Annotated in this window: 8 protein-coding genes; all 8 read right to left on the minus strand. The window is 37.0% G+C overall.

Annotation, left to right across the window (positions count from 1 at the left end):
- Positions 1-14 precede the first annotated feature (14 nt).
- The gene (locus Q0486_RS04130; RefSeq protein ID WP_299230505.1) at positions 15-3,596 is read right to left on the minus strand and encodes a DUF4450 domain-containing protein; all 3,582 of its coding nucleotides are present in this window, start codon (positions 3,594-3,596) and stop codon (positions 15-17) included.
- Positions 3,597-3,599: 3 nt separating this feature from the next.
- Positions 3,600-4,604 (minus strand): family 43 glycosylhydrolase, encoded by a 1,005-nt coding sequence (locus Q0486_RS04135; protein WP_299230507.1) that lies wholly within the window; start codon positions 4,602-4,604, stop codon positions 3,600-3,602.
- Between the two features lie 5 nt (positions 4,605-4,609).
- Positions 4,610-5,926 (minus strand): glycosyl hydrolase family 28 protein, encoded by a 1,317-nt coding sequence (locus Q0486_RS04140; protein ID WP_299230509.1) that lies wholly within the window; start codon positions 5,924-5,926, stop codon positions 4,610-4,612.
- Between the two features lie 117 nt (positions 5,927-6,043).
- On the minus strand, positions 6,044-7,360 hold the full coding sequence (locus tag Q0486_RS04145; RefSeq protein ID WP_299230511.1) for a sialate O-acetylesterase: 1,317 nt from the start codon (positions 7,358-7,360) through the stop codon (positions 6,044-6,046).
- Positions 7,361-7,502: 142 nt separating this feature from the next.
- Positions 7,503-10,046: a family 78 glycoside hydrolase catalytic domain gene (locus Q0486_RS04150; RefSeq protein WP_299230576.1), complete on the minus strand. Its 2,544-nt coding sequence runs from the start codon at positions 10,044-10,046 to the stop codon at positions 7,503-7,505.
- A gap of 143 nt (positions 10,047-10,189) precedes the next feature.
- On the minus strand, positions 10,190-11,569 hold the full coding sequence (locus tag Q0486_RS04155) for an alpha-L-fucosidase (RefSeq protein ID WP_299230512.1): 1,380 nt from the start codon (positions 11,567-11,569) through the stop codon (positions 10,190-10,192).
- A gap of 35 nt (positions 11,570-11,604) precedes the next feature.
- Entirely contained in the window at positions 11,605-14,076 is a 2,472-nt protein-coding gene (locus Q0486_RS04160; RefSeq protein WP_299230513.1) for a hypothetical protein, read from the minus strand.
- Positions 14,077-14,086: 10 nt separating this feature from the next.
- The gene (locus tag Q0486_RS04165) at positions 14,087-15,973 is read right to left on the minus strand and encodes a hypothetical protein (protein ID WP_299230515.1); all 1,887 of its coding nucleotides are present in this window, start codon (positions 15,971-15,973) and stop codon (positions 14,087-14,089) included.
- Positions 15,974-15,986: the final 13 nt, after the last annotated feature.

The raw sequence follows: 15,986 nt of genomic DNA on the forward strand, positions 1-15,986 counted from the left end.
TAGTCATAATAAAATCAGTTTGCCAATGTTATACCCATAAGTCCTATTATAACTTCATATGCTGTAGTCTTAAGAACAAGACTATCAATTTCCTTCGTACCATCAAGAGGTATATCAAGTACTACGGCTGCACCACCGTCAATCATACGTTTTGCTTTCATTTTAAGTTCCAAATCCTTTGTCAGGTCTCTCGAACAAAGACCGTCCTTAAGCATCACTCGATATGGTTTTGGAGTTTCAATCTTATAAGCATATTCATCGATGTAGAAATCCTGTTCGATAGGAACCCACGTATCCGGATTCTTAAGCTGTAACTCATCAAAAGTGCCATCCTTATATACCACTGTTACGACTCCATTAACAAAGCGGCTCTGCATGTGGTTTGTAGAACCTGCCATCAATAGATAAGCATGTCTTGCCATACCATCAATATCGATGGAAATACTGTCCGGAAAATTATCCCAAAGCGAAGTAAAAATTATATTGTTTCTTTCAGCTCCGTTATTGGTATCGAAAGGCACACCTATTTCAGTTTTAAGGAAATCTCCAACAAGTTTGTCTCCAAAACAGATTTCTGCAATCTTAGGATCTCTGTTTGGAACACACCAGTCGCCAAACCCATGTATAGGCTGTTGCAATGTAGTATATTGCCAGCGTGGAGAAAGATATTTATTCTTAAATATATCAGAAACCTTTTCATTAAAAGCTGATGATACATTAATTCTACTATATTTCACATTGTTTGAGTTTCTTATATTCCAATTTACTACCTTTCCTTCAACTATTTTTCCGTCTACAAACTCGGCGCATATCTCGTTTGTACCCATGAACACCATATCACCAGCTGCCGTAAATTCTACGGATAAGGAACCGGCTGTCACTGTACATTCTCCTGCCTTATTACCATTAACAGTATATTTCAAATTGATATCTCTATCGCTGTTGTTTCTGAATCTGAATCCAATTCTGTCTGTATATTCTTCCGATGGGATTATTTCAAGAACATCTCTCACTTCTGTTTCTATAGGCATCAGCCATATAGCATTTCCTTGTATGACTTCTGCAAACAGTGTCCTATGACCATTTACGCCTGAAACTGTTCCTGAGAATGATTTCTTGTTCACTTTCACATCCGAAAGGACTCCCTGAGGATCGTTTATTCCCACTAGAGTCTGAAGTCTGTCGAGCTGTACATTCATCTTCTCACCATGCGCAACTACAGATTTGTAATCAGCCTGAGCTATAGGATTGCCTGCCCATTCTATTTCAATCATACTTTCCGCATCCGCAGGACAGGGAATTTCGAAAACCGGTTTTCCGACATAAGAGACAAAACGACCCTTAACCCTGCTTCCATTCACTTTCACATCTTTCACCTTATCGTAAATAGCAGTCACTTTCAGTACCGGTTCCAATGTATTATCCATCTTCTGAGTAATTATATATCTATCTTTCATACCGTTCCTTTCAAAAGAGAAAGCAATATCAGAAGTTTCTAAAGATGCATTATTCCAGACTTTCGGAAATCCAGGTATAAGATTTATCTTTCCATTCAAAGCATCAGGATTTATACCAAACAGTCCCTGTACAAGAAGACGTCCGAAAATACCGACACCGTCGCTGAAATCACGATATACCTCACCTATGATATCGTATGAGGTGGTCATGCCGAAATTGCCCGGACTTTTACCCTTATACATCACGTCTATCACAGCCCCTTTCATAAGCCTGTATGCATCCTCGTTCATTCCGGTCTGGAATAACGCCAGAGCTGTATGAGCAGATTCTGCAAGCGCTACATTGTTTACAGACCATTCGTAAGGCATCCAGTTGGTAGTGGAAACAACGCTATATTCCGCATTTCCGGTTTCGGGATTAATCACCGGCATATGAGGAAGTCCTTTCACCGCATAGCGTCCTGCCTGATAACCCTGCAGGTTATCTTCCGAAAGTTCAGAATCTATAGAATGATATATAGTCCATGCGGCAGCACTCTCATGTAACTGGGTATTTTTGATATTGCCCTTATACTCAGCCCACCATCCTTTATCCTTTATCCATAAAGTATTGTCTATTGCACATTTTATTAAAGACGCCTCTTTCTCATACTTAGTTCCGTCAACACCTATCTTTTCTGCTATAATCGCAGCCATCTTGTTTGCTCGGTAATTATATGCGGAAGAATGAGTCACATCCCCACCGCTGTATTGAAGGGCATCGCTTGCCCAAATGCAGCATAGAGCATCATAAAGTCCGTCATTATTAGCGTCGAAGGTTCTCTTTTCCCATGCCAGGTGGCGTTCCAGCACAGGCCACATTTTCTTGGCATACTCCAAATCGCCAGTCCAGTTAATATGCCAAAGCAATGCGTCAATATAAACCAAGTTCATGTCGTAGAAATAAAGTTCATTATCCTGACAGTTTGCTATATAACCGCTACTGTACATTGGAGTACCCAATACATATTTAGACCTCGCAAATCTCTGTTTCTCATCCATTGTAACAGGTTTGTCAGGCATCTCCGTCAATTGCAAATCCGCATAATAATCGAAATGAGAACGTGATCTTTCTCTCCATCCCAAGAAATCCCCGATGTAACAATGCCTCCATCCCAACAATGGTATTCTCCATCCTATGGCACCATGTAAATAAGTAGGAGCCTGCCAAACCGCATCTGCCGCCATCGCAAGATTACCTCCTACAGGGTTCAGATACTTGTCCGGAGTGATAAGTTTTATTTTTCCTGCGACATCATTCCTGTATTTGTCTGCTAAAGCGAAATGCGCCGAAAGATTTCTTGCAGCCTCAAGAGGAGTAGTAAGCGGATTTACTATCCCCATGTATTCAGTGCCCTTTATCTCCGACACTGCCATAAGAAGCTGCTTTTCTTCATTCTTTCCGGAATTGACCAACTTATCCGGCGTTTCATTGATGTAATCGGCATTGACAACTCTGAGCATTGAATTTTCAGGCATTACACCATAAAGCTGTCTTTCCTGCTTGGTACCGTAATTTAAAGTGAACGTGTTTTTATGTAATTTAAACAAGTTACCCTTACAGTTCTCAGCCTTAATGTAAAAACAGTCAAAACGATCTGCTCCCATATCACCTTCACGTCTGAAATGTTCGTCTGTAGCACCACCAACGAATGATATCAGTCTGAACTCTTCCGGCAGATTTTCTCCTTCAAGTTTAACTATAACCCCGTCTGCATCAGCCCAAGCTAACATCTCCATAATGAGCTTTCCAGTTCCCAATATTTCACTGTCCGAAATAACATATTTCCTGCTTCCTGACAGGTAAGTAGCCTCAATATTCTCAGCCTTGCTTATCCATTTTATCTTATCTCCGTTCTTTATCGCAAAATATACGCTTCCCCCCATGTTCGGCATATAGAGTCCTATTTCGGGGAAGTCGCTTGTCTCGAAACGAAACGGAGAGTTTGTTCCATATATAGCCCTTGTAAAACGGTTTTTTCCGTTTATACATGTTATTCCATTACCATTGGGGATATAATATGCTTTTGATTCACTGATTTGCAAAAATGCAATTATTGCCAATATAAAATACTTTAAAAGATTACTTGTAGTTTCCATGATTTATTTAATATTAGGAACACCGTTTTTCCAATTCACTTTTACATTCGATAAATACCAAGTTTTACCATTATCATTATTACCCTGATAAAACAAGTAAGTATCATCATTTTTATCCTTAAAAATATGTGGATGTCCTGACTCACAATAATTCCACGTTCCAGGATCTCCATTTTCCAAAAAAGGTTTGTTACTAAGTTTCTCCCATTTTATACCGTCATAACTTTTAGCCACACCTATTTGTTGAGGACGAACATTATATGCTCCTGCATAAAACATATAAAACACACTATCACGATTCAATATAGACGCTCCCTCTATACACGTTTCCTCCCAAGGATATTCTGGAACCATAATAGGTTTATCTACAGTTTGTATCCAATCATTTTTATCGAAATTGGTACCTGCCGGAGCAAAGGCAACCCCTATTATCTGTTTTACAAAATCAGGTGTTCTTGTAGCATAATATAAATGATATTTATTATTTATAAATACAACTTCCGCATCTATCGCTCTGCCACAGTTCCAGTCAGACTTATGCGGTGAGAAAATTGGATTTGTCTTGTTACGAACAAAGTTTGTTCCATCCACAGACCAGGCATGGCATATTGCATCATTGGCGCCATTACCATAAGTCTGATAAAATAGATGAACAGTATCATTTCTGACCAAAGCACATGGTGCACAAAAACCTTTCTGTTCGTAGGCTTCTACTGGGTTTATTCGCGCTATTGGTTTCCATTCATTTAAATTAGAACTTTCTGCGACACCAATACTCCATACTGTACCCTTTCCTGCTCCAATAGAATAATACATTAAATACTTTCCTTTGAAATAAACCACATGAGGATCCTTTGAGAATCGTCTCCCATCACTTGTTGTGTCTGCAAAATGCATAAATTTATTCTGATTGTCTACACTTTTATTATTCTTTCCGCCACGACCACATGACACAAAAAAAACAACAGCAATCAGGCAAACATTCAATAAAACAAAAAAGCGTTTCATAATAATTAATACTTCTTATTATTTATAGAAACATTATAGATAGAAAGAAAATCAAGTTTTTTAGGATCGACCCCAATCTCTTTACAAGAAATTTCCATATTTTTAAAATCAAAATCACTTAGGACATATTGTTCAGATTTCTCTATCTCTACAAACTTATCACATACTAAATCAACATTATTAAAAGTTATATTTTTTGCTGACGACAACGGAACATCTTTTCTATCTTTAAGATCGAAGAATTGAGTCCACGGTCTGACATACAACATATATTTCATATTACCTTTAATATTCTCTATCAGCAAATATTCATATAGCTGTGGAGTATCTGGGCGCATTTTCAGATGAAGAAGTCTGTCTGCTTTATCCACTCTACAGTTTCTTAGAATTATATTTCTATTATGAATAGATTCGCTTCCACATGTCAAAGCCGAATGACAATAACCAAAGTTACAGTTTTCAATAATGACATTCACATTCGAGCCATTATCACTTGATTTATCGGCCCATGGCCCTTTTCCACCCTTCAGAGATATTGCATCATCATTTACTGACATAAAACAATCACTGATAAGGAAATTCTTGCATACATCAATGTCAACAGCATCACTACTTGGTGCTCCAACAGGTTTTGCCGGTGCATATATATAGAGATTCAACATTTTCACGTTCTCACATTTATAAAAATGAGTAGTCCAATATGGCGAATTTATAAGCCTTATCCCAGAAATCTGTACATTATCAGAATTTGAAACAATCAAAACTCTCGGACGCATTTCATCCAGATTTGTACAATCCGGATTAAATTTACGTCTCAACCAAAATGATTTCCAATATCTAAGTCCATTTCCGTCAATAGTACCTTTTCCGGAAACAGTAAATCCATCAACATTGTCTGCATTTACAACTGCCGGAAAATATTTAATGTTTTGCCCTTCAATTCTGGTATCAACTATTGGATAATCTGATATATCATCACTTCCTTTAATTTTTCCTCCCTCTTCTATATATAAATGTGTATTGGGTTTAAAAAATAAAGCCCCCGTGAGGAAAGTTCCTTTAGGCACCACTACAACCCCACCTTTAATCGTAGCCAAATCTATAACTCTCTGTAATTTATCAGTCTGTAAGATTGTACTATCGTTTATAACTCCATAATCTAATACATTATATTTTTCTCCCAAAGAATTAATATCAACTATGGTTTTATCACTGAACCAACCGGATATTTTTTCCCCATCAGGAAAAACCGAATCTGCATTACCATGTATTGCAAAAACTGATAAAAAAGCTATTAACTGAGATTTTATTTTTGTATTCATTTTTCTATGTAATAATTTAAATTTTCAGTAGATTAAAAACCCTCATATTAGTCTTTATACATTAGAATCAACATAGAGATTTATTTACAAACCTATAAATCCACCATTATAAGAATATCAATTATTCCAATTATCCGTTCTAAAAGAACTTGCAGCTACCCCCATGGCATTTTTCATATTGGCTTCAATATAGTTTCTGAATGCATATCTTACAGCCTTAGGAGACTTTACACTATCCGAACGGACTTCTACAGTTCCTTTCCTAAATACAGCTTCCGCCGGATAGAATTTTTTATCATCACCCGCAATCTCAAACCCTTTAATATGCGCTGGATAAACGCTCTTAAAATCACTATTAAATTTAATGACAGCTTTATCGGAATCATACTGTATTTTGTCAATTTTTATATCACTTACACAAAGCCCTTTAACGTTGTACGTACCATTTAATGCACACACTGCAAGGCGTTGACCAACAACAGGCTTCTTTGCCGGATGAATACAAAACTCTTCTCCTATATCAGTAGTTGTAGCCATACCGGAATTGTGTATTATACTTAATGAACGTTTTTGAGCCTCAACAATCAAAGGACGCTGTGTTCCATTTGAATCGTTAAAATATCTGTAAGGAGCTATTTGAACAAAATAGAAAGGCATCAGCCCATATTTATCATTCCATATATTTCTCCATTCATCAACCATAGTCTTCATCATTATATCGTATGTCAGATGTTCCTGAAGATTATGTTCTCCCTGATACCAGATAAAGCCTCTTGCTGTATAATTCCTTAAAGGATTTATCATTGCATTATATAATCTTCCAGGCAAATTCTGTTCCCTTGAATCTCGCTTTACACAAGCATCTACAACATCCGAAGGAAGGCTCTTTACAGAATTCTCCGACATCCAACTTAGAATAGATGTACCTCCCCAGGCTGAAACAATGATACCAATCGGAACCTTCAAATATTTATACAGATTTTTGGCAAAAAAGTAAGCTGTAGCGCTTGAATGCATAACGGCCTGGGCAGAATGTGCCTCCCAAATACCACTACATTGGTAATTAGGTGTAGAAGAAAGCTCACGTTTCACACTGAACAAATGTATTGGATATTCCTTAGCTTCGATAGCTGCCTCCATTGCACCTTCTGTTGGTTGTCCTGGATAACCTGAAACTGGCATATCCATATTACTCTGCCCTGAACATATCCACACTTCACCGGACATTACATTGTTCAACAATAATTTATCACCATCGTTAAACTCAATATTATATGGACCACCGGCAGAAGGAGAATCAACCATTACCTTGAAATCCCCATTCTCTGACACATCAACTTTATAAATCTTATCATTCCATGATGTTTTGACACTAATGTTCTTTGCATCTGACTTACCCCACAAACAAACTTGTGTATCTCTTTGTATTACCATATTATCACATAATAAGGAAGGCAAAGAAACTTTGGCCGATAAATCTATAGTCCATAGTACTAAAATAAAGAAAGCCAAGGACTGTATTAAACACTTTTTATCCATATAACTATTAATAAAAGAAAGATTAATTATATATACTTTACCGCTCAATCCTATATGATCCAGCACCATACATTTTAGCCTCATTTTCACCTGGAAGAGTTACAGAAGCCGTACAACCCTCTGGAACTGTGAATTCCCAAATCCATTTATCACCTTCATATTTCCATGAACTCTTAATTTGTCCGGAAGCTGAATCATAAACAGCATCGACAAAACCTAACCTTTTGTCAGGAACAGGTCTCATTATAATATTCTTGAAACCAGGATTGGCTGTATCAGCCGCTATTCCGGCAACACTCTTCCAAATCCATTCGCATACAACACCGTATGCATAATGATTAAAACTATTCATTCCTCTAGGTCCCATTCCATACTCTATCGTATAACTGTTCCATCTTTCCCATATCGTAGTGGCTCCATTATCAATGGAATATAACCAGCTTGGATTTTTCCTCTGAAAGAGCAGATTCAATGCTATATCCGCCATTCCGTTTTCCGTCAATACAGGCATAAGAATAGAAGTTCCCAGGAAACCAGTCTGAAGACAATTATCATGTTCAGCAAAATTCCTCCTCAAACGCTCTATCATTAAATCTTTAGCTTTTCCTTCCACAATTCCATTTTTAAGTGCAAAAAGTGCCGGTGTCTGCATTGTATTAAGAATAGCAGTCTTAAACTCGCCATCTGAACTCAAGAAATTATCTTTAATGTATTTCTTCGATTCTTCAATCATCATCTCATAACGTGAAGCATCACGCCCAGTAGCCATAGCCATATCACGCATCATTCCTGCATCAATCATCCAGTATGAAGCGCCCAAATAATTCCAATAATCTACAGCCTCTGGAAGTGGGGTACGCTTACCTTTTGCATCTTTACCAAAAGCTCCTCCTCCCCAACTTTCCAACGGTTCATAGCTAAGCCAATCTGCCCACTGATAATTTCTATTTTCTTCCTTCAATAAATTATGATCATATTTTGTTTCATAGACATGATTGATAAATCTCTCCATAGAATTCCAACACTGATTAATTATGTTTGTATCGCCGTACTGTTTCCAGACTGTCCATGGAACGATAATACCTGCATCAGCCCATCCAAATCTCATCATTTCAACTCCATATTGGCCAAATGGTGCAACCCCAGGGAAACCACCTTTTTCACTTTGGCAATCCATCAAGTCACGCATCCATTTATGAAAGAAAGAGGAAGTGTTGGCAAAAAAAGAACCTGTTTCTGCAAAGACCTGAGTATCGGCAGTCCATCCCAATCGTTCATTACGTTGAGGACAATCAGTAGGTACAGAAAGATAGTTTGAACGCATACTCCATACTGTATTAGAAATCAACTTGTTAATCATTTCATTTCCGGTAATGATTTTTCCGGTCTCCATTTCTTTCTTTATAGAAGTAACAGGAACAGATTTTATACTATTAATACATACTTTATCAGAAGCTGTAATCGAGACAAAACGATAACCGAAAAATGTATTACGTGGACAGAATTCCACAAACGAATTTGATGCTGCAAATATATATTTAAGTTTCATGCCATTGTCAGGTATTCGCAAATTCAAACGGTGAACACTTCCCTCCGGTCCATCCATACCTCGACTTTTTGCTCCATTGCCATCATTTAGAAGTTCTGAAGGAAAACACTCCAAAACCGTACCTTCCTCAGCCTTAAAAACAAATGAAGGAACAGCAGCACAATTCTGACCAAAATCTATTACAAGGTTTTCTCCCTTGTCCACAATCAGCTGTTCACCTGGTTTAAATTCCTTAATAACAACAATCTTTCCATAGTCTTCTTCACTCTCTCCAGTTATACCTTTCCATATATATGCTTTTACTGGATTGAGTGCAATATCTGGTCGGAAATATACTTCAGCACCTTCTGAAGGCAATATTTCACCATTAAACTCTGTATTAATTTCCGGTACAGACAACTTTTCCGGAGTCTTGTATCCTGGAAGTATCCTGGCATCATATTCTTCCCCATCAAATATTGAAGCATGAGTTACCGGACCAGCAATACCAGCTCTCCAATTCTTTGTATCAGTTCCAAACAGTTCCTTACTTCCATCAGAGTATGTCAATTCAAGAACAGAACGAAAAGCACATTTCTTACCTTTCATACCTTCGCTACCATTAGGAGTTATTATTTTGTCTGCCCACCATCCCGGAGTAACCTGTGCCGACAGAATATTTTCCGCTCCATCATCTTTATTAAAAGCATCAGTTATATCATAAGTGAATGAGAGTTTTGTCTTTTCATAATGAGTGAATCCGGGTTTAAATATTTCATCACCAATCAAACTTCCATTTAAATAAATATCATGAATACCTAAACTTGTAGTCATCCAAATGGCAGAAGAAACCTTTTTATTATTTTTTATCTGTGAATAAAACCAATTTGCTCCGTCTGCCGAACGCATTCCATCAACAATTTTTCCAGTCACTACCGGTGTATTTGCCACAGAAATCCACGATGAAACATCCCATACAGAACTTTCAAGATATTCTGCACGCTTAATACTATAATTTTTACTTTCATTACAAGAAAATGAGAACAAAACCATTCCAGCGAATATCATTTTTGGAATAATCATATTTATTTGTCTGACTTTCATATCAAATATTTTAAACTTAATTTCAATTTCTGTAAATTATACACTTAACTAAGAATTCAAATAAAACGACAATAAATATCTACACAATAATTTTATTGTATATCTACTAATTTCACTTTCAGTACATATATTGAATCATTTCGCTTACCACCTACAGATATTCTCAACTTACTATCTATGAAGTCCCATTCTACATTCATACTTGAGTCCATACTTTCAATAGATTTTATTTTATCATCAGAAGTAAAAGAATGTAAAATAAAATCTTTATCTTCTATATGTCTAGCTATGATATAAACAACATTATTTTTATACGTATATCTGAAATCAGATACAATTTCTTGAGGTGTCCCATCATACTCAGCATCATGAAAATTCTCATTAATACGTTCTTTATTCACTTGCTGCATAAGATTCTCTCCATAAACCCTCCAAGGTCGAGTACCATATATAGCCTCACCATATTTTCCCAACCATTTATGAAACTCCAACAGACCTGGTTCTGTTTGTACAGGAAAACATCCTTTACCATCTGGACCTATATTCAATAATAAATTCCCTCCTTTACTTACTATATCCACAAAATGCCTAATTAGCACGTCCGTTTTTTTATAAATCGTATCATATTTATTGAAAGACCAATTCTTCCCCATGGTCAAACACGCTTCCCAAGGTTCATTTCTTATATCATTATTAAGTTTCTGTTCAACTATTTCATAATCTCCACAATTATTACCAATACGTTGATTAACCATACAGTTCGGTTGTATTTCAAATATCAACTTTCTCAACTCAAGACTCTGTTTTTTCGTCACTAATTCAGGAGTATCGAACCATATAAAATCAATTTTACCATAATTCGTAAGCAACTCTGTTATTTGAGGTTTTACCTTTTCTTCAATATATATTTCAAGACGCTTATTATCCTCATCCGGATAATCCCATGTATTACTTCTTCCTCCCTTTACCGGCCAGTTTGTAGGAACATTCGGATTTTCCCAATCTCTTCCCAAAGAATAATAAAAGCCAAACTTGAGACCTTCTTCCCTACAGGCTTTTATAATTTCAGTCATAGGATCCCTTGCAAAAGGTGTTGTCTTCACTATATTGTAATCACTCGCCTTAGAGTCATACATAGCAAATCCATCATGATGTTTTGCAGTAACTATCATATATTTCATACCCGCATACTTAGCCTTCTTAACCCAATCTGAAGCATTAAAATTTACAGGATTAAATACATTAGCTATTTTGGCATATTCTTTTAATGGTATACGTTCATAAAGCATAAAGTGCTCTGCACCTTTAGAAGGGCGACCTTTCCAATCACCTGCTGTGTGAGAATAAAGCCCCCAATGTATGAACATTCCTAATTTTGCATCCTTGAACCAATTGACTATACTATCATTTACCTGTGCCGATAAATTCAAAAATGTCAATAAATAAATTATTAACAAAATCAGTTGTCTCATATCAAAATTTATTAATTATTTTATTCAAAGAATAATTATTTATATTCAAGCCAAGCTGTCGCGTTGGTATCGGCATTTACGCTGAAACGAATCCATCTTGCCTGGAAGCTATTGTCAAAAGTGACATTCTTTGCCACTCCCGGCTCAAGCGAGTACGAAGCATACTCAATCCAGTCACCATTACCAGTAGGATCTACCTCAACTTTCATCTCAACAGTTTTATCTGAATCCTGTTTTATTGTAAGATATTTTCTATCATAGAAACCTATCAGATATGGATCAGATGTTTCACCAGCTTTTACCTTAGTGTTTTTCCAGGGTCCACCCACTCCTACCGGTTTGCCCATTTCCCACAAATCATCTATAGTTCCTACCCATACTGCAGCCTTTTTGTCATCTGAAACAACTATGTGGAGATTTCCTTCTGATTTATCTGGGTCTACCCCGGTCATTACCAACATACCACGATATGAAGCATAATCATTAATATGATATGGATGAGTTGACACAGGTCTTATTTTTGCAAACCCATCAGCATTCTCGGCAGGAAGCTCATAGAATGTTCCCATACAAGAAAACAAATCTCTTTCCGTAGCCACTTCCCTGCAGATACGCAGCAGACCGTTATTTGTTGGTAAACGATAGTCCTCCGAGCCAAGAGGCAAACGCCATCTTCTTCCAAGGTCATCAATAATCAGAACTGAGTTTTCTTCTATCGTTACAATAGAATCAGGAATAGCAAATTTAGACATTATAAAATCTGCCGTCTTGACATCATCCTTCTTTACGAGTTTCAGTTCATCACCCATTTCATAATATCCGGAAGTTATCATCTTACCATCTACAAGCTCATGAGCTACCAATCCAAGAACCCTTCTGTTGTCTCCCAATCCATATAATAAACCTCCTATATATTGATTACAGTCTGTTTTATATAGTCCTTTAAACATTTCAGAAGGAACATTTTTCCTATTATCGTCCGAAGTGTAATTAAAACTTACTGTAATTTTCGTATCTGTTTCAGATTTCACACGAATCCACTCAGCTTTTTCATTTTCGTTAAACAAGATATAAGATGATTTACCTGCAGCCAACTCTATGTTTTCAATTTCTTTCCAATTATCATTACCATTCACATCAACTTCAAATATTAAAGAAGCATCTGTACTACCTTCATTTTTAATCCAGGCACACCTTTTGGACCAACCACAGAAAAGAAACGGTTCTGAACACTCTCCAGCCTTTACATTTTCATTTGCCCATACAGCTCCATCGGCTGTAGCAGGTCCAAGTTCATCTGGTTTTGAAACTGATGTAAACCATAAATTTGAATTAGACTGCCCAGGACCTTCTATCCCTCCCTTAGCCTTTCTCTTATTAAGAAATTCTTTCTGAGCAGAATCATCACATCCAAAGACCAAGTGTCCATTCCAACGTGCGAAGTCGCCTATAACCTTCAGATAGGCAGATCTCGGTCTTATTCCTTTTGCGTTATTTACATTAAAATCTCCAGGAAATTTCCAAAACATACCATGCATAGTCATCAGATAATCCGGATTTCCATTTTCACCTATATTCCTTATACGAGGCCATTCTGTATTCCATCCATGAGCACCATCATAACTGTGACTTGCTTTAGGCAAACGATAGAATTTCCATCCTTTACGGTAATCTCTTACACCTAACAATATGGACTTATAATCCCAACCTGTAGCCCATATAGGATCCGTAGCAGGATTTTCATTCCCATATATACCTCCAGGCCCTGTAACTTCCGTAAACTGATTTCGCCTTACCACAGACCAGTCTTTTCCGTTCCATTCAGCCAACACACCTGACACAGCATCAAATTTATATCTCGCTTCACGTGAATTTTCACCATTATTACTGAATACTGCTACACCTTGTCCGGAATAAAATCCTTTCCCGTGTGCACCTGGCAAAAGTTCATTAACATAGAAAGGAACACCTTTCTCTTTAGGTATCATATTACCATCCAAATAAAGAGTATCTACCTCCAATGAATTTACATCTACACTATAGAAACCTTCCTCCATAGTAGCATACAATATCTTTTTGGAAGAATCAGATAAATGTCTCGCATTACCCGTAAGCCTTCCAGGCATATCCTTCCATGAAACAACTCTTACATTTGCCAATGAGTCTATGACATAAGGACCGATGAAGAGCTGGCCACTTTCCTTGTGTATCATACGATTAGCAGGTGTTCCACCTATACTTTCATCACGAATAATCTGTTTATAACCAGGAGTTATTTCATAGAGTTTGTCCGACGACCCTTTATGTGAATGCGGAGCATAAGTTACCACCCACAAACGATTAGCCCATGGCACTACTGCCCCTGTACCACATTCTCCTTCATTATTATAGTATGCAAGTTTTGGATATATTCCTGAAATAGAATCCATTTTTCTCTCTATATCCTGCACTGATGAGCAGGATATAAGAGAAATAATTAAACTGATATATGAAATTCTTAATTCCATAGAATTAATTTTAAATTTTTCTGTTAAAATCAAGAATAATGGATTTACCGTCCTTTTCAATTCTTACAATACCGCTATCAAATACCGATTTCACAAACGGGCTATTCATTCCCCAAGTAGGAGTAATGTCAACATTACATCCGTTAACGGTTGGCAAACCTTTATAGTCAACAGGCAATGAAAGTTCATCATTTGTAAGTGAACGATACACCACCCTGTTATCTTTTATTTCACATTTTGTAGAAATAACCGCATTCTGGAATTCATCATAACTACCATATCCTAATTTAGGAGACACCTCTACTACAAAAGGCGCAAACCAATTGTCAGCTACGACCCAATAACCGTTTTTCTCTTCATTAATTTTATAGCCACTACCGACACATTTCATTGCTGTATATGTACCTTTCGTTTCCAGGAATATCCATCCGTTTCGCTCCACTCTGTTTGTAAGACCAGCCTTACTAATCCACATTCTCATTTCATGTGCACCACGGCTACATACCACTGTATCAAGTTTGTGGAATATCATAGCACCCTTTTCCTGAACACACCAGAACTGGTTATACGCACGGTTATCACGTCCAGTCTTGCAATGTGCATAAATACGTGCATCCGCATCATCAGCATACACAATACCTGCCCATCTGTTCTGACTGCTAATTAAGACCCAATCTTCGTATGGCAGTGCCTCGCACATAAAACTTCCTGCCATAAATTCCGGTGTACAGTATGTATATCTCAATAAACCGTCATTTTCAGTCACATGATAGTTTGGAGGAGTAAAAAAGCCTTTTTCAGCACGTCCCAATCTACGTTGTTGTATAACATAATTACCCCTTTCTTCAATATTCATAGCAATATCCATTACCAACAATGGCATACGGTAGTCACTTGTAATCAGGGTGTATAGATTATTGTATGGAGCATTGATTTCGTTTGTACCCAAGTAATACCATGCCATCTTTCTAAATGGAGTTTTACCTTTATGAGCCTCGTATGGATATACCCTACTTTTTGCTCCTGCGCGTACACTAAAAACCTGCTCCTGAGCCCAAGCAGCCCAATATAAATCTAGAAGATCTTTAGTAAGGGCTTTCATTTCATTGTCGCCGAAATCATAAAAATTATAAACACCTTTTAAAGTCTCAAGACCATAACTGTCGTTCGCCATTTCAACAAAAAGCCCTTTTCTTCCTCTTTCTCTAATCCACTCTTTAATATATTTGTTCCATGCCTCAAAATGCTGCTCCACAGTATATCCATCATCATATTTCTTTCCTGCATATTCAGGATGAGCCATAAGAAATTTGGCAAAATGCCATGCGGCATAAAAACGTTGTACATGATGATTCTCCGATTCATCAACATACCAAGTATTCGTGTTTTTATAATCAGCTTTTGCAACTTTTGATTGTTGCTTTGAATATTGCCACATCATAAGCAATATTCTTTCCTCAACATTCTTCTTTATCAATCCTTTTTTCTTGGTTCCATTACTTCCATAGAATTCCAAAATTTTGCACAATTCGTCTGCAGCCCAATAGAAACTGTCTTTATCACTATAAGCGCGAGGATAACCTATATAATAATTTGCATTTTCAAGAAGCGCAGCATTAGCACCCTTTATATCCTCACCTAGCCAAAAACACTTAAAAGCATAATCTATCAATGAATAACTATAATGACGCGAAAAGTCTGATCCATCAGAAAATATAGGAGGAATAACCTTTTCACGCACAAGTTTTTTCCCTTTTAACAGCGAAAAGGCTTCTTCACGTCTTGTTTCATAACCATCCCTTATCTGTTCCAACTGTTTCCACGAATAGTTTTCAGCCATCAATGATGACGAAAGCATCAAACTAAGACTTAAAAATATTGATTTTGCTAGTTTCATTTCAAAAAAATTA

It is taken from the genome of uncultured Bacteroides sp., from assembly GCF_937912035.1.
In the GTDB taxonomy this organism is placed as follows: domain Bacteria; phylum Bacteroidota; class Bacteroidia; order Bacteroidales; family Bacteroidaceae; genus Phocaeicola.

Coding starts and splice junctions, on each gene's coding strand:
- Q0486_RS04130 (WP_299230505.1), bottom strand. CDS start 3,596: ATGGAAACTACAAGTAATCTTTTAAAGTATTTTATATTGGCAATAATT.
- Q0486_RS04135 (WP_299230507.1), bottom strand. CDS start 4,604: ATGAAACGCTTTTTTGTTTTATTGAATGTTTGCCTGATTGCTGTTGTT.
- Q0486_RS04165 (WP_299230515.1), bottom strand. CDS start 15,973: ATGAAACTAGCAAAATCAATATTTTTAAGTCTTAGTTTGATGCTTTCG.
- Q0486_RS04150 (WP_299230576.1), bottom strand. CDS start 10,046: ATGGTTTTGTTCTCATTTTCTTGTAATGAAAGTAAAAATTATAGTATT.
- Q0486_RS04155 (WP_299230512.1), bottom strand. CDS start 11,569: ATGAGACAACTGATTTTGTTAATAATTTATTTATTGACATTTTTGAAT.
- Q0486_RS04140 (WP_299230509.1), bottom strand. CDS start 5,926: ATGAATACAAAAATAAAATCTCAGTTAATAGCTTTTTTATCAGTTTTT.
- Q0486_RS04160 (WP_299230513.1), bottom strand. CDS start 14,076: ATGGAATTAAGAATTTCATATATCAGTTTAATTATTTCTCTTATATCC.
- Q0486_RS04145 (WP_299230511.1), bottom strand. CDS start 7,360: ATGGTAATACAAAGAGATACACAAGTTTGTTTGTGGGGTAAGTCAGAT.